Genomic DNA, 23,621 nt, shown 5'->3' on the forward strand with positions numbered 1-23,621 from the left:
CATTTTGACTGAAGATAGAGAGAGAAGAAAAGAGGGGGAGTTATGTGAAGAAAAAAGGATTTACAACTACATTTATTTTATTTTTTTCTATTGTTATCTTAGTTTTTATGGGGATCTTGTACACAATTAATCAGCAATCAACAGAGAAAAATGTTAAAACCGCAGCTGGAATGGAGTTAATAGGGTGTGCCAATATCACAACCGGTATTATTAATCCAGAAAATTTGGAAAGCGCTTTAAACGGAAACGGGACAGCTGTGTCAGAATTAAGTGAGACAATTGATTGGACCATTTCAAAAAAATCTATTTTTGAAAGGCATTACGTCCTACATACAGATGGATCCATGTTTATTCCTGATCAGAATACGAATGCTAGTTCTGGCGAGGAATACCCACATAATGAGGCGATTTTGCAAAGTGTGTTAGAAACAGGGGAAGCACAATATACCGATCTTTATCAAGCAGGTGATCAAGTGGTCATGACAGGATATGCTCCGATTTATGAGGATCATGATCCATCAAAAGAAATCATTGCCATTAATGCAATTGATTTTGAGGAATCTATCATAACAGAAAGAACATGGGAAATGATGAAACCAACTGTATTAGCACTCATTTTCTTACCATTTTTAACTGGATTGTTTGCATTTATCTTTGTTAAGAAGGTGATTAACCCAAGGTTGATTCAACCAGTAGCTGATATGAACGAACGTGTTCATAAAGTTGCAAACGGAGATTTTACGGTGGAACAGGTTAAAGTGAAATCAAATGATGAAATGGGACAATTATCTAATAATTTTCATGCGATGATTGAGAAGTTAAGGGAAACGTTAGAAAACGTCCGGAAACACACGGATGAAGTTAGTTCCACTAGCCGTGATGTAACGGTCCATACAGAAGAAAGTAAGCAAGTAAATACGGAGATGGAGACTGCGATTCAAGAAATAGCTGCAGGAACTCAAAGCCAAACAGGAAAATTAACGTCATCGACCCAAACAACAACAAAAATCTCTAATGAGATGAATGAAATGGAAAGTACAATAATGGTGATCAATGACAAAGCGAAACATGCAACAGACATTGCCAATCAAGGGGAAGAGGTAATCTCGAAATCGGTCACTTATATGAATCAAGTAGGAAATCAAGCATCAGAAATGGCCAATGTGGTAGGTTCTTTGAACAATCGTTCGAGTGAGATTGGCCGAATTATTTCTATGATTCAAGATGTGACAGATCAAACCAATTTACTTGCTTTAAATGCATCCATCGAAGCAGCGCGAGCAGGTGAACATGGTAAAGGATTTGCTGTAGTAGCAGAAGAAGTGCGTAAATTAGCAGAACAATCAGGACAAGCTGCATCTGAGATCGATCAACTCATTCATGAAGTCCAAAACGAGACAGCACAAGCGGTTCAAGTTATGGAAACAACCGAAGAAGTAATCAAGGATGGTGTTTCGTCTGTGAAAGAAGCAGGAAACTCATTTGAACAAATTCACCAATCGGTAGGGGAGGTAGAAAAACAACTGAATGATATGACGGATTGGGTGAAAGGGATAAACCAGGAAGTACAATCTGTTACCGATGCGTTTGCCGAAATTAATATTATTTCGGAAACAACCGATAGTCAAACACAGGAAATGGCGAGTGCAACAGAACAACAAAGTGCATCGACCGAAGAAATTTATCAGTCGATGAAAAAACTATCAAGTATGACTGAGGAATTAAAACAAATAATTAATTATTTCCAATTAAAGTGATCCATGCAAGGTCCACTTCTTAGAGAAGTGGACCTTGATTTTTTGTCTCCTGTAGGATTTATTAAAAGATTGTTGTTACTCAGAAGCTATATGAATAGTAAACTTGCTTTCACAATAAATACTGAAAATTTTAATAACTAACTTGACAGCTTTTTCAAAGGATAGTAATCTATAAATAATCTATATGAGAATGATTATCATTTTTAACAAAAGTCATTACTAAGAAATAATAATGCGTTCAAACTAGGATAAGGTAGGCCATTACGTGTTAAAAGTTCATTTGTTAGCTAAATACTAGGATTGACTCCAACTAATATATATCTATTACGTTAAATAAATATAAAACCCATAAAGTTGTAAGAAAGCGAGGAGAATTAGGATGAAAAAAATAACTACTCCCGTAGCTAAAGTGATCCGTGAGCGACGATCAATTAAGGATGGCTATTTAGATAAACCTGTGTCACAGGAACTTATCATTGAATTATTAAATGATGCAAAATGGGCTCCAAATCATGGAGTGAGAGAACCATGGCGGTTTATTTTTGTTCCTACAGATAAAAAGGAAAAGTTTGTTGAAGATATCGTGCAAACGTACCCAGAAAATATGCATGATAATCGAAGGGAATATTTGAGTAAACCAGCAGCATTTCTCATAGTGGTGATGAAGGAAGAATCTATACCGAAAAAATGGGAAGAAAACTTTGGGGCGGTTAGCTCACTCATTCAAAATTTCCAATTACTCGCTTGGGAACAAGAATTAGGGGTTGTTTGGAAGACGAATCCACATATTTATGACACGAACGTACATCAGCTTCTAGACTTAGAATCGGATGAGAAAATTATCGGATTTTTACATCTAGGTTATTTCGAACATCAACCAGAATCGAAACCACGTACCCCGATAAAGGAAAAATTTACCGTTTACTCCTAAATCGACAAGGGGCTAAACATAATAGGCCCCATTCTTATGTTATTGTATTTTGTTTAGTGACTAATAAAGTAGTCAGTATAGTGAAGGTTAGCGTTAACGCATTACCAGTATCAAAGTCTGTTTACAATGTTCCAGTTTTATTTTACGAACGGATCTTTATGCAACAGGATTGATTGAAATCGTTTGTATATAAGTCGTTTTAACTTTAGAAGGCAACCTTTTCTTCAGTTCATCATAGGCATAACTATTATAATCAAGTAATGTTTTACATTGATATTTTTCTTGCATGCGAAGCGAAAACTTGATTTTCATTTGATGTTGATCACAATGGCTCTGATGTTCAAGGATTTGATACTGCTTAAAATTGCGTTTGAAATGATAGTTTATATCAGAAATAAATGTGTTTTGACTATTAAAATAAATATCGGTTACCCCATCGATTTGTATCATGTTTTCATCACCCTGTGTAAGTATAGCATGCCAAAACATTCATGTGTATGTGTTTGCACAAGAATTTAAACAAATTTGAAAAACCAGGTAAACTGTCTTTGTTGGACAGTATCCTGGTTTGTGTTTAGTAAATGCGGTTAAGTGTTTTCAATGGACAAGTATTTTTTTCCTTTTTGTAGGTCCTCAAAGAAATAGTTAGCAGGTACAATCCCGCCTCCAGTTGACCAAGCGATATGGGTGGCTTGATCAGAAAGCTCCACTGTTTTAGGTAACATAGTAGGTCCAAGTAATGAAGCGGAAGCGGAAAGTTCAAGCCTATCATCTAAACCACTTTTAGTTAATAGTGCAACTAGTTTGTATAACTCTTTATCTTCAATAGTGTAAATACCATCGACAAGGTGATCGGCTACGTTTGAAGCGAATCGGGACGCTCTACCAACTGCGAGACCGTCTGCTGCTGTGATACCGTCAATTCCAAAATCGTTGACATGTACTTGATGATGGGCACCTGTTAATAAACCTAATAACATGGATGGTGCATGGGTTGGTTCGGCAAAATAACAATGAACATGCGGACCGAATACTGATTTTAATCCAAACGTAATCCCACCGGGAGCTCCACCAACACCACACGGTAAATACACATATAACGGGTTTTCCTCATCAACACGAATCCCTTGTTCAGTTAATTGTTCCTTTAGTTGTAAAGCAGCTGTACTGTAACCTAAGAATAGATCGATAGAATTTTCATCATCAACAAAGTAACCATTCGGATCTTGGTTTGTCAATTTCCTTCCTTCGGCAACTGCTTCATTATAATCCCCGGCAGATTCAACGACATTCACTCCCTGTTTGCGAAGTGAGTCTTTTTTCCATTGTTTTGCATCCTTTGACATGTAGACATTTACACGAAAGCCTATTTTTGCACTTATGTATCCTATACTAAGTGCAAGATTTCCGGTTGAACCAACACCTATCGTGTACTTACTAAATAAATCTTTGAATCGAGCTTCGTTTAAGACTTGGTAATTGTCATGTTTGGTCAAAAGCTCATGTTCAATGGCTATTGTTTCGGCGAATTTCAATATTTCATATATGCCACCTCTAGCTTTAATCGAACCAGTCAAAGGAAGGAAGTGGTCACATTTTAGAAAAAGTCGACCAGGAAAATCTTGTTTATAATGGTGGATCAGTGCTGTTTTCATTTTTGCAATTTCTTTTAATGATGAATCAATTTTCCCAGCTGTCTTTTTAACGTCTTGAGAAATGGTGCTTAAAAAAGGGGCAAATCGTTCCCACCTGGCCATAGCATCCGTTATATCGTCTTGTTTTACTGGTATATCATGTAAACTTTCAACGGTTGTATGAGGATTCGCCCATGTCACTTGATGATAGGAGAGAATCTCTTTCAAAATTGGGTAGTCAGACACCCATTGTGCCATCTCTTTCTGAAGCGGCTTCAAGTTTGTGTTCACCTGTTCATGCACCACCTTTTATCTTTATTGTGAAGGGAGTAGGATGACTTGTAAAGAGGGGGCTTGGTCATTTACAAACATAAATTTTAAATACGGTTTTTGTAAATTGAACAATATCATTTTTAAAGCTGTTTACTGCAAAGATTTTGTTTTTTCCTAAATAAGATAGGCTGTTCGTATTTCCAATGTACTGGAGTGGGTAGATAGTAGAATGTTTTTTCTTACATGGTCGAGGAAAATTTACACTAGATAACGTATATTAAAGGGCTTTTCTTACATAATCGGAGCGTCATAACTCTAGTTCACCATAATCGTTTGGTGGTTAACAGTATAATCCGCACATAGAGCTTCTGTGCAACATCTTACAGGTGCGAATCACATATAGAAGTTATTTCTAAAAACCGGCACCCTCCAAATGAGAATGTGCCGGGGTTTTTAGGTTTAAAATAGCAACAATGCACAAACAGTAGTGATGACTAGACCGATAACGACAGGTATGAAACTTCTACGAACGAGGTCAAGGACGGAAATTTTAGCAAAACCAGCAATCGCAATAATTGGTGACCAAGCGACTAATGTACCGCCACCAACCCAAATGGCACCAATTTGCCCGATCGATGCAAGTGTAACAGGGTCTATACTAGTGGAATTTGCTAGGGCTTCTGATAACGAACCGATCAAGGGTAAAGCAGAGAACCCTGAACCATCAAGCCCGGAAACCATGCCAAGTAGTAACACACCAAAAGCCGTAATAAAAGCATTGTTAGGGATAAACGATTCACTTGCTTTCACTAAATCAAATAGAAATGCTGGGGTGTGATCAGGGTCAGTTCCAAAGATTTGTCCTGCTAATTCGCCACTACCAATGAAGAAGAAACTTGCAACCGGAATGACTAGCCCCATCACTTTAAAAGCAAACACAAATCCATTGACGATATGATCGCTGACTTCTTGCAGTGTTTTACGATAGTTTCGGAAGACCGAAATAATCATGATAAGAATTAACGCTGTTCCACCGACTAAAGAAGAGCCTGCTCCATCTTCTATCGACGGCACGAGATTTGAGAAGGTAGCAATGACCACATAAGCAACAATGGTCGCAAAAATGGTCGGTACAAGAATCGCAAAGATAGGGCTGAATTTACCTGTTCGTACATCTGTTTTCTCTGTATTTAATTTCATGTCATCGGAACCACTGTTTTCCCAGTCTGTTAAGTTTTTAGCTGCCGGTTGTTTAATTGATTTTCGTATTGTTAGATAAGCAATGACAAGGGAAATAGCACCTGCAATCAGTGATAATATTAACGTTTGCTCACCAATTGCACTAGCTGTTAACACGCTGCTACTAGATGCTGTTAACTCTGGTGCAACCTTTAAAATGAAGTCTGACGATAGTGCCATCCCATGCCCTGCAAGTGAGATTGCCAAAGCTGTTCCAATTGGCGGTAAACCCGCCCGAATCGCAACAGGAATGAGCAGTGCACCAATAAGTGGAACAGCAGGTGCTGGCCAAAAGAATAGCGATAAAAAGTAGGTAATAACAACAAGAACCCAAAAGGCAATATGTCCATTTTTCATTACTTTTTGAAAGGGCATCACCATTAATTCGTCCGCGCCAATCGATTTAATTGAACGTAATAGTGAAGTCATAATCGCAATAATTAAAAAGATATTAAAAAGCTCCGTTGCAGCAGTTAAATTTGCGTTAAACATAACCTGAATGCCTGCGATAAATGAATCAGTAAATGCCCATCCAACAAAAAAGCTCATGACTAATGCTGGTACGACAACATTTTGTCTGAATAGCATCGTTAAAATAATCAGGATCGTTCCTGTAAGATACAACCAATGTGCTAAGCCTAGTTCCATCTCTTCATTCTCCTTTTTTAAGAGAGTGTGGAATTCAATTGCTATTGTATGTCGAATGATAGGCTGGTGTGTAAGAGGGGTAATAAAATGATTGCGAACTTAGCGGATGTAGTAACTGGCAATTAACAACTGACAAAATCCAGTGTCGGAATAGTCATAAAATCGCCTTTTTTGAAGGGGGTAAACAATTGGCGATCTACTGCGCTTTTTTTATCAGTGTCATGAGTTGTTCAAAAACAAAAGAAATAAAGTGATTTGAATCACTATTGTAAACGCTTACCCAAAATATGATAACAGTGAAACAACCTGATTTAAAATATGTTCGCAAAAAAAGGATGAGGTGAATGTTATGAAGAGGACAAAATATGTGTTTTTAAAAGTTATGTTAGTTGTAATGGTGACACTGATTTTATCTGCTTGTAATAATGAAAAGAATCAACCAAACGAAACAGAAACCTCCACTCCAAAGAATACAGTTCATGCAGAGGAAAATGAAGTGATTGAGGCCCACCAGGGATTAAACCAAGAACCTATCCCAATTCAAATCGAACGTGACGGTAATGACGTCTATGTAGAAATGACTTCGCAAATCACTGATATAGAGGTGGAAGAGGGGCAAATGTATAAAGCTTGGACGTTTAATGGAGAAGCACCTGGACCGCTTGTTGTTGTGGATCAAGGAGATACGATACATTTTACATTAAAGAATATCGACCCTGCGATTCCCCATAGTATGGATTTTCATGCAGTCCATGCAGCCCCAGACAAAAAATTTGCTGATGTGATGCCAGATGAAGAGGAGACATTTGTTTATGAAGCAGCTTCACCAGGTGTTTTCATGTATCACTGTGGAACTTCTTCTGTTTTAGCTCATATCGCCAATGGAATGCATGGAACGATTATTGTAAGACCAACCGATGGTTATCCTACAGATGATGAAATCGATAAGGAACATGTGTTGATCCAAAATGAATGGTATAAATATAATGATTTAGACGATATGACAAACGGTGAACCTTCGCAGGTTGTCTTTTCAACGAAAGCTATGGAAGAAGGACAGCTTAATACGAACGGAGTCGTAGGTGCGATTAAAGAAAAGCCACTTGAAGCAAATGTTGGTGACAAAGTGAGGCTTTATGTGAATAATGTAGGACCAAATGAAATTAGTTCATTTCATGTGGTTGGAACTATTTTTGATGATGTATATATCGATGGGAATCCTGCGAATCGCATGAAAGGTCTCCAAACAGTCATCTTACCAGCAAGTGGGGGAGCGGTTGTAGAATTTACTGTGAAGGAAGAGGGTATGTACAAAATGGTTACTCATCAGTTTAACCATGTAGAAAAGGGAGCTGCTGCTTTGCTAAACGTTACAGAAAATTAGTGAAGGAGGGGACAGATTTATCTGTCCCCAATCCAATTCTATGATACGTTACGTTTTGACTTGCTTTTCTTTAAGGTATTCATTTCTGTCTTAAGATAGTTTAAAAATTCATTTGCTTTTTGTTTAGGAGCTGTCGTAGCAAAACTAACACTGACAAATAGAAGTGATGCTAGGAGGATTCCCCAAATTCCTGATCCAAGTCCTAAAGGAGTCGTTTGGGTGAATTCTAATAAGATAACCATTACCCCACTGATGCTCACGCTCGCCCACACAGCTGGTGCGGTTCCTCGTCGCCAGAAAAATGCCCCAATAATGGACGGAACAACGACAATCAATCCCGCCGAAGCAGATACAGATAAAACTGCAATTAAATCTAACTCTAATTGTGCAAACAGATAAGAAAGAACGGCAATGATTGGAATGATCACTTTACCTACAGTTAATTGTTTTCGATCGTTTGAACCTTTTTTAATGTTTCCATATACATCTCGTGCAAATAGAGATGATAATGTTAGTAAAATCGAATCGATCGTGGAGATTGCAGCTGCCATAATCCCCACCATGACAATCGCACCTAAAATAGGTGGGACTAGTTCAGATGACAATAATTTCGGTGTAGCAAGGTCTGCGTTTTCAAGTCCTGGAAACATAATAGATGCTGAAAATCCCCATACAACTGAAACAACGGTATAAATAAAACCAAAAATTAAGAATCCCATTAACATTTGTCTTAGACTCTTCAATGATGCAGGCATAAACAAGCGTTGACTAACTTGTGGATTCGAAATACTAAAGAAAAACCAAGGGATCGTTAAGCTTAGAAAGGAAGTAAAGCTAAAGAACCCATTTCCTGGTACGGTTAATGATTCGGGTTGGTTCGTCTCTAAAGCCCCAAAAAAGCCTCCAAGTCCTCCTAATCCACGGATGATAAGAATGACAACTACTGTTGAGGTTAGTACCATCATCAAGGATTGTAGAGAATCTGTCCATGCAACAGAGCGCATTCCTGCAATATAGGAGAATACGATCGCAAGCACGGTTGCAATGATCACCCCAGTTGTAAACGGGATTGCATCATTCGTAACTCCTTGTAATAGATACCCAACCCCAGCAAGTTGAACAGCACTGTACGGTATCAAGAACACGCAACTAGAAATCGATACAACAATTGCAACTGCTTTGCTGTTATATCGATCCCCCAACATTTCAGATGGCGTGACATAGCCGTATTTTTTTCCAACTAACCAAAATCGTGGTCCAAACAAAGCGACTAAGGATACACCCATAAAATAAATAATTTCAAAACCAAATGCACCGACACCGCCATTATAAGTTAAACCGGCTAAGCCAACTAACATAAAAGCACTATATGTAGTGGCACTATAGCTCAGTGCTGATACAAATCCATTTAATTTTCGATCTCCAAGAAAATAACTAGCCATATTTGTCTGTTTTCCACTTCTTGATAGATAGGCAATCACTAATGCGATTACGATATATATACTAATAATTGTCCAAACCATGGTTGTGCTCACTCGTTATCCCCCCAATCCCTCGTTAATAAATAATTAATTATTATAATGACAATTGCTGCTATTGACCAAAACAAGAAACTCCCGTACCATGACGCAACATGCGAAAGCATCATATAAGGGATGATATAGCTTAGTAAAACAATAATAAGAAGAACTATTCCTAATTTTTTTTCATGTGATGTCAAATGAATCACCTCCTAATATAGGTTTTGTCAAGAAACAATCAGTATGCAGTTTGTTTAGATTACACCGATTTTAAGTAAATTACTTCCATCCCTATTATACACAAGAATTAACAACTGTAAAGACAGGTGATTTCACATTTTGAAAAGGATTCCTTAACAAAGAAAAACATATAGTTTTTCAAAAGGAGACTTTTCAACTGTACCTGCATTGCTAGGCATATTTTCTGTCTATGTACGTATGTTTATATAGATGTGGATTAAATGAGGAGGGGTTTTTGTGCCAAGTGGAACACATACAGTTGAACTAGAACTTCCAAACCGTACGATATGGAATTTTGTTGCTGATATGGATCGCTGGGCTCCATTAGTACCAGGGTATATTGAGCATGAAATTATTACCGATAGACAGTCAACATGGAAGTTTAAAGGGGATGTTGGCAAATTCCAAAAAACGATCCACCTAAAAATTGATATCACCAAGTGGCAAGAACCTAACAAGGTGACATTTGATTTGACAGGATTAAACGAAAAGGTGTTTGGTAATGGTTATTTTGAAGCTGTAGCTGTATCTGATCATAAAACAAAAATGACTGGATACCTTGACATTACAGCTTCTGGCCTAATCAAACCGATGGCAAATCCCATCCTTAAAAAGCTCGTCCCAGAAAATGTCCAACAATTAACCGAAGCAGTTGCAGACACAGTAACGGAAATAAATTCAGTGTTTAAAGTGAAAGCAAAATAAATACTTAAAAAATCAGACATACGGTACCGTATGTCTGATTTTCTTTTGTCCGCCTTAGAAGTTAGTAAGCTCTCCGTTGATGGAAGTTTTCACTTAATATTGAATAAATAAAGATAGCGCTGTATAGTTGAATTATCATAGTCTCGAATAAAATAAGGAGTGTAGTGGATGAGTCAATTATTGGATTTAGGAAAAAATATACAGTTAATTGATGTGATGGATTTACGGTTACCTAAGCGAACAGGTTCTTATATTTTGCCAGAACAAGAAGTAACGATTATTGAAACAAGTGCAAGCCCATCCATTCCATATTTATTAAAAGGTTTAGAGCAATTACATATAAATCCAGAACAGGTGGCATACATCATTGTGACACACATTCATTTAGATCATGCTGGAGGTGTTGGACTTTTACTAGAAAAGTGTCCAAATGCTAAGGTGATTGTTCATCCAAGAGGCAAACGTCATTTGGCTGATCCTACTAAATTGATCCAAGGGGCAAAAGCAGTGTATGGGGATACGTTTGGTACTTTATTTGATCCGATTATACCGGTGCCAGAAGAACGGTTGCTAGAAAAGGCTGATGGAGAAACATTAAAAATAGGAGAAAATCGTACCTTAACCTTTTATGACACACCAGGGCATGCCAAGCATCATTTTTCCATTCATGATTCTTATAGTAATGGTATTTTCACTGGAGATACGATTGGGGTGTTGTATCCACAAATAAAGGCAATCGAATTTGTGCTTCCATCAACATCACCAAATCAATTTGACCCAGAGGCAATGTTGGCGTCGTTAGAACGGATCGAACAGATGAATGTCGATCATATCTATTTTGGACATTTCGGTAAATCCGATCACCCAAGTGCTGTTTATCAGCAAATAAAGGATTGGTTACCTAAATTTGTAGCAGTAGGGGAACAGGTAATCAAAGAAAACGAACAAGCAACGGCAAATGAACTAACTGTTGCAGTGACAGAAGGTTTGTTAGAAAGCATTCGTGAATTTTTAGAAAAACAAGGGGTTCATGCAAATGATGATGTCTATCAGTATATTAAACTAGATGCAAATATTTGTGCACAAGGAATAATAGATTATTTAATGAAAAAGTGATGAAGACTTAAGGGATATTCAATAAAGTAATCGTTGACTTGTGTTTTTTAAACAAAAATAGGATCAAGCCACTACATTATGAGTAGTCTTGATCCTTTATAATTCGTTTAATTATCTAATTCCAGTTGAATATATCTCCGTGTATTTGGACCATATATACCATCATTTTCCAAGGCATAATACATAGATTGAAACCTTGTTACGGCATCTTCTGTTAATGGTCCATAACTTCCATCAATCATTTGTGGATCAAAATTAATTTCTTTTAAAGCACGCTGCAATTGACTTACTTCAGGCCCTGTATCTCCACGTTGTAGAGTCGTATTCGGAAGGGGGAATTCATCTACACGACTACTACTATTAACGGCTTCTTTTAGTTTATCAAGTGTTTGTGGTCCTACAAGTCCATCAATAGTTAGGTTGTATGCCCGTTGGAATCGCATTACAGCACGCTCTGTTTCAGGACCAAAGCTTCCGTCAGCGCCATGAATTGGAAAATTGAAGCCAGCTTTAATGAAGTCTTGTTGGATTTCCTTAACAAATTGTCCAGTGTCACCTCGTTGAACAGGTAAATCTACAGAAGCTCCTTTAACAGCAGGTTCTGAAATATCTTCGTTTCCATTAAAATATCGTTCATAAGCAGTTTGGACGTCATCAATAAAATCATTCCAAGAAATTCCATGCCGATTTAGTGCATTTTGAGGATCGCTTCGACGGGAGGGGTCCAGTGTACTGTGTGCGACAATGTCCTCACTTGGATTTAAATCAAAACGATCAACTAGGTATGCGTGGTACCAAACATACCGTTTATATGATTCTTCAAAATCGATATTTCCACCGTAGCACAACTCCACACCAATCGCCGCATCGTTAGCATCTTCCCCGTATCGTTGGTTATCAGCATCAACATTGTAGCGAACATGCCATGCTTTTTCATTTAAAGGGATGATTTCTAAAACATGCCGATCATCAATAAAGGTGTGTGCTGATGCAGTCGGGTCAGTATTTTCAAAGTAGTTACGGTTGGCATAAGCCGTTGAACCAGGATTGCCCGTATCGTGACTAACGATAAATTGTATATTTTGTATTTCCTGACCAGGTCGCGCATTACCAACTGTAATATAATCTTGAGTAATATCGTATTCCATGCTTTCACCTCATTTGTTGTTTGTCACCCAGATTGAAGTAGGGATTAACACGGATGATGAAAAGCGAAAAAGGTAAACATAAAAAAAGATAATGAATTGTATTTTACTGAATATAAATTAATTTTTAAAAACAATATAATCCGGATAAAATAGGAATAATATTTACCCTGAAAACTGAATCAAAACCACCTGTATGGTTGTTTATGATTTCCTAGCACTAATACGTTGTTCGGTGGTATTGTCAGTGTTTGTATTGGTCGTGTTTATTTGTTCATTTGCCCTAGTAGTATGTCGTTGATTCCTATTGGAAGCATCTGTAGTTTGATCATTTGTGTTGTTGTTGTTTGACGTATCAACTGCAGCTTCGACCGCTTTTCTTGGCTTTACTTGACTGTACACACCACTTGCAGTTAATCCAATAATCAATGCGGTAAGAATATTATTCAATAAAAAATCTGGAAGGAATACTAGGATGAAAGCTACAAGAATGGCTAGTAATGATCGATAATTGGTTGGTAAATTAAAAGCGTTTCCTACAACAGTTACTAAGGCGGCAACAATAGCTGATACGGTTGCTAAGTTACCAGGATCTAATTGAGTCATATCAATCATGGTCATTCTCCTTTTTCAAGAGATGATTTAAGATATGCGTAAAATGTCGATTTAGTTTGAAGGGAATTCTTTACCCTAACACTATATAATGCAGAAGGTGGCGATCATGTGAATGTTCGAATGGAATGGGAATATCGAACTAAAAAGGGGACGGGAACAACTTTTCGTTCTGATATCATGCAAGTGGAGCAGGCTTTACTTTTGGTAGAAGACATGGAAAAGACTGGCCGGATGAAACAAATAGTATTTATCGATGATCGCGATACAGTGTGGAGTATGAAAGAGTTAAAGGAATGGAAAAAGGGGATCGAAACAGAGCCGCACAACGTTACAGTATATTTTGATGGAGGGTTTGATCATCATACGAATACCTCTGGCCTAGGTTGCGCGATATACTTTGAGCAGAATCAACAATCATACCGAATTCGAAAAAATGCTTTAGTGGAAGAACTAAATACGAATAACGAAGCCGAATATGCTGCCTTTCATTTAGCCTTACAGGAGTTAGAATTGCTAGGTGTTCATCATTTGCCTGTAACATTTATAGGAGACTCACAAGTTGTGATTAATCAGTTGAAGGGGGAGTGGCCATGTATCGAGGTGGAGTTAAACAGGTGGGCCGATCGAATTGAAGCAAAAATGGATGAATTAGGCATTACACCAGATTATCAAGCCGTGTCACGAAAAAAGAACCGAGAAGCGGATCAACTTGCCTCACAGGCTTTGAAGAAAATTGAAATATCAAGCACGATTGAATTGGATTAATCGAATTGGATTTGGTATTTCTATTGACCTAAAGTGAAATCAACACTTGTAGCGGATAAGTGTTGATTTTTTTAACATAAGAAAGCATGAATTATTGTTTATCCACATGTAACTGGCTGTAAGCCCCCACTCCTACGAGGTAAAAGCAAATAAGATAAGTGGGGAAGAGCGTGCGGTTCTTTCCTTAAGGTACTAACAAATCATTAGGAAATGAAAGAGGACCTCACTGATTGAAGTTTCACTTAGGGAACAATGTTCACTATGGGGGGTGCACAGAACTTTAGATGCGTCTAAACAGACACAATCTTACAAAACTTTCAGGGAACTTATGACTTTAAATTCCAAATTTCTCCAAATAAATGCATTAACATACGTAAAAGACATGGTATAGTAATAGTATAGCTTTTTCTTTAAAAGGAATTTTTGTTATATAGTAAACTTTTATAAGAATTAGTAAATCAATAAATAATTGAAACTGAAGCAAGGGTGATACGAATGGATCCATTAGATATTGTCAGTAATTTACATAACATTAAGCCTGTTTATCAACCAGTTGTTAGTGCAATAACACACGATGTAACGGGATACGAAGTGTTGGGACGTTACTATACGGGAAAGGAATGGATTAGTTTAGGTCCATTTTTTCATGATGATGATGTCCCAGAAGAATTTAAGGTAGAAGTTGACCAACATTTACTAGAAATTGCCTTGACAGACATGGTTGCTAGTAATCAAGAAACCTATTTATTTATTAACCGTAATGCAAAACAATTGATGGTAAACGATGGACAAGATTTACTAGATACATTAATACGCTTTGAGCAAAAAGGTGTCTCGATGGGGCGCATCATTTTAGAAGTTACAGAACATGACTTTGATGAAGCTTTCGATTCTCTGCACCATCTCCTACTTTACTATAAAACGTATGGAATACAAATTGCAGTCGATAATGTAGGAGCGAAGAGTTCCAATATAGATCGTATCAGGCAATTAAAACCACATATTTTAAAAATCGATACTAAACTAATCCGCCGTCATAATGAGGATGGATTTCAAGATATTATGTATTCGTTGTCGATGCTAGCTCGTCGCATTGGTGCTGCATTGTTATTTGAAAATATTGAGGATAGCTATCAACTGTATGTTGCTTGGAAACATGGTGGACGTTTCTATCAAGGATATTATCTTGCCCAACCTGCTTTCAAAGGTACACCCCAATCTCCACTGCAAGTAGATGTTGCTGAAAGAGTGGAAGGGTATGTAAGGCGGGAAAAGGTATTAGTAGAAAAGCGTCTAAGGTTTATTTTGTCATGGGAGGATAAATTGAAAAAACTCTTACCACAATGGCAAGGACCGAAAAAAGTGGACGCATTTATACATGCTGTTACGAGATATTTTAATGAAGAAAGCTTTAGAATGTATATTTGTAATAGTGATGGTCAACAAATATCTTCCAACTTTCGTAAACGGAAAGATGAGTGGGTGTTAGAAGAAAACAAACGTGGCTCGAATTGGTCGTTTCGTCCCTATTTTTTAGAGAATATGATGCATATGAAAACATGGAAAAAAGCAATGCTTTCTGATGTCTATTCCGATATTGATACAAGGGAAACAATTCGTACCTTTAGTTATCCTTTATCCGATCAACACTTTTTATTTATCGATATTCGCTATGCTTTTCTTTATGAAAATGAGTGTTTGTTGATTTAATCTATTCGTTTCGTTTCGTAATAAAAAATCAAAAAGCCATCTCCAAGGAGTTATTCCATAGAGATGGCTCATTAAGTGTTCTATCCGTTTTGTTTGGTCATAGCTTTTTCTTCTTTTGGTGAACGTAAGAACAAGCTTAATATTAGCGCGATAAAAGCTAATAATGTACTACCAATGAATGCCCATTTAAACCCATTCATACTTGCAAGCATCGCATTCATAGAAGGGTTAAAGTCAGGGATAGGTGTAAATAAATTGGTTCCTACTGCAACAAAGGCAATTAGGATCGCTGTTCCGATCGAAGCAGATATTTGTTGTAAGGTATTCGCCATTGCCGAACCATGGGCATACCATTTTTTAGGTAATTGGTTTAATGCTGCTGTCATAACAGGCATTAAGGCAAACGATAACCCAAACATACGGACAGCATAAATGGTGGTTAAGTACGTAAAGGACATATCTAACGATAATCTAGTAAATAAATATGTCGTGATCGTTACAATTGTTAATCCGATGATTGCCAACCATTTTGCACCATATTGGTCAAACAAACGACCCGTAATTGGTGACATAATCCCAATCACAATCGCACCAGGTAGAAGCATAAGTCCTGATTGAAGTGGGGAGTATCCCAATACATTTTGGACAAATAACGGTAACATCGTTTCTAGTCCAATCAGTGAAATGATTGCCACTAAGGTAATGACAATCGATAAAGTAAATACGTGGAATTTAAAAATACGAAATTCTAAGATAGGTGTTTCTAATCGTAATTGCCTCCATATAAACAGACCAATAATAACGGCTCCTATAATAATACTAATTACTACTGTTGTGCTGGTAAAGCCATGTTCGGAAGCAATACCAAATCCATATAAGAAGGAACCAAATCCAAATGACGATAACAAGATCGACAAGACATCAATTTTTGGTTTCGTTAATTGGGTGACATCTCGCATAAACAACATTGCGACAATGATCGCGACAATGACTAGTGGAATAACGGTAATGAATAGCGCACGCCAAGAAAAATAGTTTAACAATACCCCTGATAGCGTTGGACCGATGGCAGGACCAAATGCAATCACAATACCGATTAATCCCATCGCTGTTCCACGACGTTCAACTGGTATAATTAATAATAAGACGGTCATTAGTAAAGGTAACATAATGCCCGATCCCATTGCCTGTATCACCCTTCCAATTATTAATACATAAAAGCTTGGGGCAATCGCCGCAAGTGTCGTTCCGATTCCAAATAATATGATTGCTGTTAAAAACAAACGTCTTGTTGTAAAACGTTCAATCAAAAAAGCGGAAATAGGGATCATAATCCCATTCACCATTAGAAAAACAGTGGTTAGCCACTGCACTTCACCTTGGGTAATGGAAAAAGCATGTTGGATCGTTGGAAGTGCGGTTGCGAGTAAGGTTTCATTGATGATCCCCATAAATGCCCCAGCAAGAAGCGCAGCAATCATTGCCAATTTTTGCTTTCTAGGTATATTTATTGGATTTATATCGTTCATACTATTTCTCCTTTCATGTCGTCCATAGCACAAGCAGGACGCAGCAAAGAAGAATATTACCATAGTTTAGTGTTTAATACAATTACTATTTTAGAGGGAAAAGGAGAGTGATAAAAAAGTGGAATTACGTCAACTGAACTATTTTCTTGAAATAGCAAGGCATCAAAGTATTACGAAAGCAGCGGAAGTATTACATATCTCACAACCTGCATTAAGTAAAATGATTAAAAGTTTAGAACAAGAACTTCAAATGACTCTAATGGTAAGATCGAATAAGACAAGTGAAATCACCGATGCAGGTATGGTAGTGATGCAATATGCGAAAAAAATCAACGAACAACTAGCAGACATGTCGACCGTTCTAAATGAATTGACAGAATTGGAGCGAGGGGAAATACATATTGGGTTACCACCGATCATAGGGAGTTTATTTTTTCCTAATGTATTGTCGACCTTTCATAATTACTACCCAAATATAAAAATAACAATTACAGAATATGGTGGCGCAAAAGTGGTCAAAAGTGTTGAAGAAGGAGAATTAGATGTTGGGGTCGCAGTTTTACCGGTTGATCGTACACTATTTCATACGTATCCATTGGTGCAAGAGGCGATGAAAGTAGTCGTACACTATGAACATCATCTAGCAAGTCGCAGTACCGTCGATCTTAGTGAATTAGAACAAGAAGAATTTATTTTTTACCATGAGGATTTTGCGCTACATGATATTATGTGGGAACAATTTATCAAGGCAGGTTATGAACCACAGATTCTGTTTAAAAGTTCGCATTGGGATTTAATGACGGAAATGGTTGCAGCGAATTTAGGGATTACGATTCTCCCTGAATCAATTTGTAAGAAAGCGAATAATCCTAATGTGAAGATCATTGAACTTACCCCCTATATCCCATGGGATCTTGCGGTTATTACGAAAAAAGATAAATATATATCTTACGCAAGTAGGGCGTTTATTGAATTCGTGAAACAGGTCTCGGACGATGCATAACTAAAAGTTATACAAATCATAATTATTATGTATTTTACGAATGTTCATAAAGACAGTATGATAATAATTATTCTAAAAACGTTGATGGATAGGAGGAACCGTTTTTGAAAATTATTACCATATTACTGCAAATTGTCTTTATTCATATTTTTCTATTTTTGGGTGCTACTGTTCAGACATTATTCCATCTTCCTATTCCAGCTTCGATGATCGGGTTAGTATTATTGTTTTTGGCATTATCGTTACATATCATCAAACTAGAATGGGTAGAAAAAGGTGGAAATTGGTTGTTAGCAGAACTATTACTATTTTTTGTTCCTTCTGCAGTAGGGGTTGTGAATTATAATGAAATGTTTAGTTTACAAGGATTAACGACTGTTATCATTATTGGTGTAAGTACATTTATTGTGATGGCAACAACTGCTTTTATTGCTGATCGAATCTATTTCTATAAAGAACGTGATGTACAATGATGATCATCGTTGTAGTATGCATGACAATAGCTTTGTACGCCATTGCCAAAATCGGATATAAGAAACTTCCACTACCGATTTTTCATCCACTTTTGCTTAGTCCGATATTAATCATTGCGGTCATAATTATTTTTCATGTTTCTGCAAATCAATACTTGATTCAGGCCCAACCGTTAACGCACATGCTTGGTCCGGCAACAGTTGCATTTGCGATACCGATTTACAAACATCTAGCTGTTGTAAAAAAATATATTGGTATTATTGTAACGAGCATCACAATTGGATCGTTAGTTGCTATTTTTTCTTCTTTATTACTAGCTTTAATGGTCCACTTAAATAATAATTTTTTAGTAAGTGTATTGCCACGATCGGTTACCACACCAATTGCAATGGAAGTATCCAAAGATATTGGGGGAATCCCAACACTAACGACTGTATTTGTCATTTTGACGGGAATCATTGGTGGGATCATTGGGCCAAGTGTCATCAATGGATTGTCGATTAAATCCCCGGTTGCCAAGGGTTTGGCGCTTGGTATGAGTGCTCATGGAGTAGGAACAAACAAAGCAATGGAATACGGCGAGCAAGCTGCTACTTTTTCCACGTTAGCTATGATTTTTGCTGCTAGTATCACGATGGTATGGGGGAAAGTGCTTATTCCATTCATTATAACCTACCTTGGCTAAATTTATAGAGTATTTGTGACATGATAAAGGAGGGAATAATTCTTGTGTGATTATTTCCTCCTTTATTATTAGTTATGTGTGACAGTATCGTTAGCCATTTCAATCGCAGCCTTTTCCGCCTCTTGTTTTGCATGTGCCATAATTTCAGGGACTTGTTTAGGTAAATGATCCAAACCCTCCGCGATAATTGGCTTCATCACTTCCATCCCTAGGAAAGATAGAGTCTTGTCTAGGTAATGATCCCCCATCTCATATTCCTTCATTGGTCCTTCAGCATAAATCCCACCACGTGTTTGAATGTGAACTGCTTTACGATTTGTTAATAAACCTTTCGTTCCTTCTTCTGTTCTTGTAAAGGTTTCGCCGAATTTAAACATGTTATCCATATAATCTTTCATAATAGCAGGTGTACCAAAATTCCAGAGTGGAGTAACAAATACATAATAATCTGCATTGATAAATTGATCTAGAAGTGTTTGCATCTTAGAATACTGGTTTTGTTCTGCTTCAGAAAGTTGTTCAAATGAATAGCCCATAAATGATAATTTGGCACGAGCGTACAGTAAATCTTCATCAATTCTTCCAATGTCCATACTATATAAATGTAGCCGTTCAACTTCTACATCCGGACGTGATTGTTGAAACGTTTCTAAAAACACTTCACCGATTTGAGCTCCTTTTGAGCGTTTTACCTCTGTTTTTGGATTTGCTGTTATGTACAATAGTTTTGACATATAAACATCCTTTCTCCAAATTAAAAACCTGTTAATACCATCATAATATAATTTACTATGTTATTCATTGAACATATTGTGAATTATTATATAAATGAATAGCTTCTTTTGATTAGGTTGCTTTTTCTTTGCACATAATACAGCATTTGTGAAAGGAATGATTGCGAGAAGATTACTTTAATAAGTGTATAAAGAAGCGCGTCTTTGAAAAAATAACCGATATGAAATACTTATTGCAACTATTTATTTTTATAGTATGTATCACAGTCATTTTTCCACAAACAATTAATGCTAATGAAGATGAACTTGTACGTGTTCGTTTAGAAAATCATATAGGAAATCCGTCACAACTAGACATTCATATTAAAGGAGAATATGTAACACTAGATCCAACATTGCCAATTAAAAAAGGAGGAATTTATACACTCACGGCAACTGACGGATCGATGCATTTAAATCATTTAGATGAGACGTACCAATTACAAGATTCCTTGGTACTTATACCAAAAGAATATGATCGAGAACATGTTATTTATATTAACGAACGACCGTATTTAGGTGCAATTGAATTCCGCCTTGAAGGGAATAATACAATACGCCCGGTCAATCAACTACCATTAGAGGATTATTTAAAAGGTGTTGTTCCATTTGAAGTATACCCTAGCTGGGGACTAGAAACTTTAAAAGCCCAAGCATTAGCAGCTAGAACCTATGCCACCACACATATCAATGAAGAAATAGATGATACAATCAAATATCAAGTTTACGGAGGTTATACGTGGAAGGAGAATACAACAAAAGCGGTTGAGCAAACAAAAGGGGAAGTGATTACGTATAACAATCGTTTAATCAGTGCCTTTTATTCAGCAAGTAATGGAGGAGTTACCGAAAGTAATGCCAATGTTTGGGGTGGGAAAAGACTAAGCTATTTCCCAATAAAAAAAGATCCCTATGATCCAGTACATTCATGGGAATTTAAGCTTCATGAAACACAAATTGATCTAGAACAAATAGAGTGGGATGACCCTAATTGGTGGGAGAATCTTGAAGAGAAGAACAAGGACATCATAGCATCTGTTAAACAACGGATAGCCAAGAACAGTTCACTTGATCAAATAAAAATTTTATCGGTACCTAAGTTTGAACTGTCTAATCAGAGACTAGCTTCTGAACGTAGAACGAAGGGATCGATAACGATTGACTATTTACAACGATTATTTGACGGTACCGTGCTATTTCGTCAATTTAAAATGGAAGATATTCCATTAAATAAAATTCGACCAATGATTGGCGGGACTAGATTTAAAAGTTATTTGATTGACTCTCTTGAAAAACAAGCTGGCATATACACGATGAAAGGTCGTGGATATGGCCATGGTGTTGGCATGAGTCAATGGGGGGCACAAGTTATGGGAGAAAATGGCCACTCCTACCGAGATATTATTGACTTTTATTATCCAGGAACTGAAGTCTCTTCCTATAAGGATATACAAGGCGGGTAGCGGACAGTGCTACCCGTTTTACATGGAACAGATAAGAAGGAATACAGGAAAAGCCAAGCCAACTCAACTCCACACCTAGCTTCGATAATCCTCTTTTGGGGAACAAGCGCTACACCGGGACTTGTCGAAAACTTGTCGGAGGTGACAACCAACGCTTTATCCTTATGTTTAATAATACAACAGTTGCAACAAAGACATATTGAATTATTAACTGTTTTCAACAATCACAAGTGTTCCTTTGTTTGTCATGTTAACCTTTGTTATACTGTCAGTCGGGAAAATAAATGTCCATGGCATTGATGTCTGTGGTGCAATGTGTAGTGTTGGCAGACTAAAGGAATACTCCGCTACCATGTTGTTATTTACGCTGTATTGAATGGTTGCATCATCAAAACGAACCATTTCTGTTGTTGTATTATGTACAAGCGTTGTCACTAAAAGATCCCCGCTATGATTGACAGCGTGCCATAATACGGTGAATTGTATTGGTATATCTTCTTGAAGCATAACTTCTAAAAAAGTCTTTTCTATTTGTTCTCGGTCCTGCTTACTTATCGTTTTATTCCATGAATTTTCAAATTGTAGTTTCTGCATGGTTTCCCCCTTATAATCTACATTCGCTTTAAAATATTCAAGCGTCTCTCGTAAATGAACGCCAGTGGTGTGCATATAACTCCGGACAATCGTCAATAATGTTAGCTAATAGAAAATTCAATTTGTGATCGTTACTAGCTTCTGCAACCGAATTATATTCGTTTAACTGTTTTTCCAGCTGTACAATTTGATCGATGTTGTTTCCTTCTTAATGTTTCTCAATGTTACTTATGACCGAATGTATAATAGTATCAAATAATTGTTCCATAATTTTCTCCTAATAACGGCGTTAGTTGGACTACAGACGTTATTTACGGTATGATGCTGGTAGTATTTGAAAAAATAGTACAGTTTGTCCAAATATGGTAAGAAGTTTAACAAATGAATAAACATTGGGCAAATTTATGTTGGAGGTTATGGACAGATGGAAGATTTACTACAATTGAAAAATAAACCGATTGTGATCATGGGGGTTGCTAACCAGCGAAGTTTAGCTTGGGGCGTAGCGAGATCCCTACACAAAGCAGGAGCTAAATTAATTTTTACATATCGAAAAGAACGTTCACTAAGTAAACTGAACAAATTATTAGAAGAAGCTTCAATTAACGCAGAGCTTGTCGTTCAATGTGATGTCAATGATGACGAGAGTATCCATGGCGCCTTTCAACAGATTGGCGAAAAAGTTGGCAAAATTCATGGTGTCATTCACTCGATTGCTTTTGCGCATGGGGAGGATTTAAAAGCGTCTTTTGCTGAGACATCTAGAAGTGGGTACGCATTTGCTCAAGACACAAGTGCCTATTCGTTGATCGCGGTCGCTAGAGAAGCGAAGCCATTTTTAACTGATGGAAGTTCAATCGTAACGATGAGCGCACTTGGAGCAGAACGTGCGCTTGATGGCTATAAAGTAATGGGAGTAGCCAAAGCTGCACTTGAATCCTCTATGAAGTATTTAGCTCTGGATTTAGGAGAGGATAATATCCGAGTCAATGCGATTTCGGCTGGTCCGATTCGAACACTTGCAGCAAAAGGAATTCCATCTTTTAACCAAATGCTAAAAGAAATTGAAGAAAAAGCACCATTGAAACGTAATGTGACTCAAGAAGAGGTTGGGGACATGACGGTTACCCTACTTAGTCCGCTATCACGTGCGGTAACTGGTGAAGTGGTTCATGTGGATTGTGGGTATAGTATTGTTGGGTGATTCTCGTTCGATTGGTCCCATCCATGAATAAAGGTTAAACTAAAAAACAGTCATCGCACTATGTTGCGATGACTGTTTTTATATAGGTTTATCGTCAACCAAAAGTTATTAAGCAATAAATAACAATGAATCCATCATCTAAAAATATGAAAGGATATGAAGGTTAGTTATAGAATAGTATTTTAAAGAAATGAGGAAGATTCTAGAGTGAAGG

The 23,621-nt window shown here is 37.2% G+C and carries 22 protein-coding genes and 1 pseudogene; 12 read left to right on the top strand and 11 right to left on the bottom strand.

Features of this window, described 5'->3' with window-relative positions:
* The first annotated feature begins 44 nt into the window (after positions 1-44).
* Both FCI53_RS05600 and FCI53_RS05605 read left to right on the top strand, forming a co-directional pair.
* Positions 45-1,757 (top strand): methyl-accepting chemotaxis protein, encoded by a 1,713-nt coding sequence (locus tag FCI53_RS05600; RefSeq protein WP_138416693.1) that lies wholly within the window; start codon positions 45-47, stop codon positions 1,755-1,757.
* A gap of 379 nt (positions 1,758-2,136) precedes the next feature.
* Complete coding sequence (locus tag FCI53_RS05605) at positions 2,137-2,688, top strand: nitroreductase family protein (protein WP_138416695.1); 552 nt, start codon at positions 2,137-2,139, stop codon at positions 2,686-2,688.
* A 156-nt stretch (positions 2,689-2,844) separates the two neighbouring features.
* On the opposite strand, the gene FCI53_RS05610 is transcribed toward FCI53_RS05605, so the two are convergent.
* From FCI53_RS05610 to FCI53_RS05620, 3 genes are all read right to left on the bottom strand, one after another.
* Entirely contained in the window at positions 2,845-3,138 is a 294-nt protein-coding gene (locus tag FCI53_RS05610) for a hypothetical protein (protein ID WP_138416697.1), read from the bottom strand.
* Between the two features lie 137 nt (positions 3,139-3,275).
* Positions 3,276-4,580, bottom strand: coding sequence for a D-serine ammonia-lyase (locus tag FCI53_RS05615; RefSeq protein WP_138417217.1), 1,305 nt, complete (start codon positions 4,578-4,580; stop codon positions 3,276-3,278).
* A 474-nt stretch (positions 4,581-5,054) separates the two neighbouring features.
* Positions 5,055-6,482: a hypothetical protein gene (locus FCI53_RS05620; protein WP_138416699.1), complete on the bottom strand. Its 1,428-nt coding sequence runs from the start codon at positions 6,480-6,482 to the stop codon at positions 5,055-5,057.
* Between the two features lie 349 nt (positions 6,483-6,831).
* Between FCI53_RS05620 and FCI53_RS05625 the strand changes: the two genes are divergently transcribed.
* Entirely contained in the window at positions 6,832-7,866 is a 1,035-nt protein-coding gene (locus tag FCI53_RS05625; protein WP_138416701.1) for a multicopper oxidase domain-containing protein, read from the top strand.
* Between the two features lie 38 nt (positions 7,867-7,904).
* Here the strand turns inward: FCI53_RS05625 and FCI53_RS05630 are convergent, their stop codons facing one another.
* On the bottom strand, positions 7,905-9,401 hold the full coding sequence (locus FCI53_RS05630; protein WP_138416703.1) for a sodium:solute symporter family protein: 1,497 nt from the start codon (positions 9,399-9,401) through the stop codon (positions 7,905-7,907).
* The gene (locus FCI53_RS05635) at positions 9,398-9,586 is read right to left on the bottom strand and encodes a hypothetical protein (RefSeq protein ID WP_138416705.1); all 189 of its coding nucleotides are present in this window, start codon (positions 9,584-9,586) and stop codon (positions 9,398-9,400) included. Before FCI53_RS05635 ends, FCI53_RS05630 begins: the two co-directional genes overlap by 4 nt.
* A 277-nt stretch (positions 9,587-9,863) precedes the next feature.
* Here FCI53_RS05635 and FCI53_RS05640 point away from each other — a divergent pair, with 277 nt between their 5' ends.
* Positions 9,864-10,331, top strand: coding sequence for an SRPBCC family protein (locus FCI53_RS05640; RefSeq protein ID WP_138416707.1), 468 nt, complete (start codon positions 9,864-9,866; stop codon positions 10,329-10,331).
* A 168-nt stretch (positions 10,332-10,499) separates the two neighbouring features.
* Positions 10,500-11,447, top strand: coding sequence for an MBL fold metallo-hydrolase (locus FCI53_RS05645; protein WP_138416709.1), 948 nt, complete (start codon positions 10,500-10,502; stop codon positions 11,445-11,447).
* Positions 11,448-11,554: 107 nt separating this feature from the next.
* Here FCI53_RS05645 and FCI53_RS21765 read toward each other — a convergent pair whose 3' ends face one another.
* From FCI53_RS21765 to FCI53_RS21655, 3 genes and pseudogenes are all read right to left on the bottom strand, one after another.
* On the bottom strand, positions 11,555-12,106 hold the full coding sequence (locus FCI53_RS21765) for a peptidoglycan-binding domain-containing protein (RefSeq protein ID WP_246050034.1): 552 nt from the start codon (positions 12,104-12,106) through the stop codon (positions 11,555-11,557).
* A pseudogene (locus FCI53_RS21770) lies at positions 12,083-12,595 on the bottom strand (peptidoglycan recognition protein family protein); the annotation flags it as partial. The gene FCI53_RS21765 and the pseudogene FCI53_RS21770, both read right to left, overlap by 24 nt.
* 201 nt (positions 12,596-12,796) lie before the next feature.
* The gene (locus FCI53_RS21655; RefSeq protein WP_210238482.1) at positions 12,797-13,207 is read right to left on the bottom strand and encodes a hypothetical protein; all 411 of its coding nucleotides are present in this window, start codon (positions 13,205-13,207) and stop codon (positions 12,797-12,799) included.
* A gap of 108 nt (positions 13,208-13,315) precedes the next feature.
* Between FCI53_RS21655 and FCI53_RS05660 the strand changes: the two genes are divergently transcribed.
* Both FCI53_RS05660 and FCI53_RS05665 read left to right on the top strand, forming a co-directional pair.
* Positions 13,316-13,972 carry a ribonuclease H family protein gene (locus FCI53_RS05660; RefSeq protein WP_138416713.1) on the top strand — a complete coding sequence of 219 codons (657 nt, stop codon included), beginning with the start codon at positions 13,316-13,318 and terminating at the stop codon, positions 13,970-13,972.
* A 495-nt stretch (positions 13,973-14,467) separates the two neighbouring features.
* Positions 14,468-15,682, top strand: coding sequence for an EAL domain-containing protein (locus tag FCI53_RS05665; protein WP_138416715.1), 1,215 nt, complete (start codon positions 14,468-14,470; stop codon positions 15,680-15,682).
* A gap of 80 nt (positions 15,683-15,762) precedes the next feature.
* Here the strand turns inward: FCI53_RS05665 and FCI53_RS05670 are convergent, their stop codons facing one another.
* On the bottom strand, positions 15,763-17,211 hold the full coding sequence (locus FCI53_RS05670) for an MDR family MFS transporter (protein ID WP_138416717.1): 1,449 nt from the start codon (positions 17,209-17,211) through the stop codon (positions 15,763-15,765).
* 118 nt (positions 17,212-17,329) lie between these two features.
* On the opposite strand from FCI53_RS05670, the gene FCI53_RS05675 reads away from it, so the two are divergent.
* The 3 genes from FCI53_RS05675 (at position 17,330) to FCI53_RS05685 (ending at position 19,373) form a co-directional block, all read left to right on the top strand.
* On the top strand, positions 17,330-18,214 hold the full coding sequence (locus FCI53_RS05675; RefSeq protein ID WP_138416720.1) for a LysR family transcriptional regulator: 885 nt from the start codon (positions 17,330-17,332) through the stop codon (positions 18,212-18,214).
* Between the two features lie 104 nt (positions 18,215-18,318).
* Positions 18,319-18,687, top strand: coding sequence for a CidA/LrgA family protein (locus tag FCI53_RS05680; RefSeq protein WP_138416722.1), 369 nt, complete (start codon positions 18,319-18,321; stop codon positions 18,685-18,687).
* Positions 18,687-19,373, top strand: coding sequence for an LrgB family protein (locus tag FCI53_RS05685; protein WP_342774171.1), 687 nt, complete (start codon positions 18,687-18,689; stop codon positions 19,371-19,373). Before FCI53_RS05680 ends, FCI53_RS05685 begins: the two co-directional genes overlap by 1 nt.
* A 68-nt stretch (positions 19,374-19,441) precedes the next feature.
* Here FCI53_RS05685 and FCI53_RS05690 read toward each other — a convergent pair whose 3' ends face one another.
* The gene (locus FCI53_RS05690; RefSeq protein WP_138416726.1) at positions 19,442-20,107 is read right to left on the bottom strand and encodes an FMN-dependent NADH-azoreductase; all 666 of its coding nucleotides are present in this window, start codon (positions 20,105-20,107) and stop codon (positions 19,442-19,444) included.
* A gap of 221 nt (positions 20,108-20,328) precedes the next feature.
* Between FCI53_RS05690 and FCI53_RS05695 the strand changes: the two genes are divergently transcribed.
* Positions 20,329-21,609: a SpoIID/LytB domain-containing protein gene (locus FCI53_RS05695; protein ID WP_138416728.1), complete on the top strand. Its 1,281-nt coding sequence runs from the start codon at positions 20,329-20,331 to the stop codon at positions 21,607-21,609.
* A 207-nt stretch (positions 21,610-21,816) separates the two neighbouring features.
* Here the strand turns inward: FCI53_RS05695 and FCI53_RS05700 are convergent, their stop codons facing one another.
* On the bottom strand, positions 21,817-22,203 hold the full coding sequence (locus FCI53_RS05700) for an SLAP domain-containing protein (RefSeq protein ID WP_171038075.1): 387 nt from the start codon (positions 22,201-22,203) through the stop codon (positions 21,817-21,819).
* 424 nt (positions 22,204-22,627) lie between these two features.
* Here FCI53_RS05700 and fabI point away from each other — a divergent pair, with 424 nt between their 5' ends.
* On the top strand, positions 22,628-23,407 hold the full coding sequence (gene fabI, locus FCI53_RS05705; RefSeq protein ID WP_138416732.1) for an enoyl-ACP reductase FabI: 780 nt from the start codon (positions 22,628-22,630) through the stop codon (positions 23,405-23,407).
* Positions 23,408-23,621: the final 214 nt, after the last annotated feature.

This window comes from Aquibacillus sediminis, assembly GCF_005870085.1.
In the GTDB taxonomy this organism is placed as follows: Bacteria; Bacillota; Bacilli; order Bacillales; family Amphibacillaceae; genus Aquibacillus_E; species Aquibacillus_E sediminis.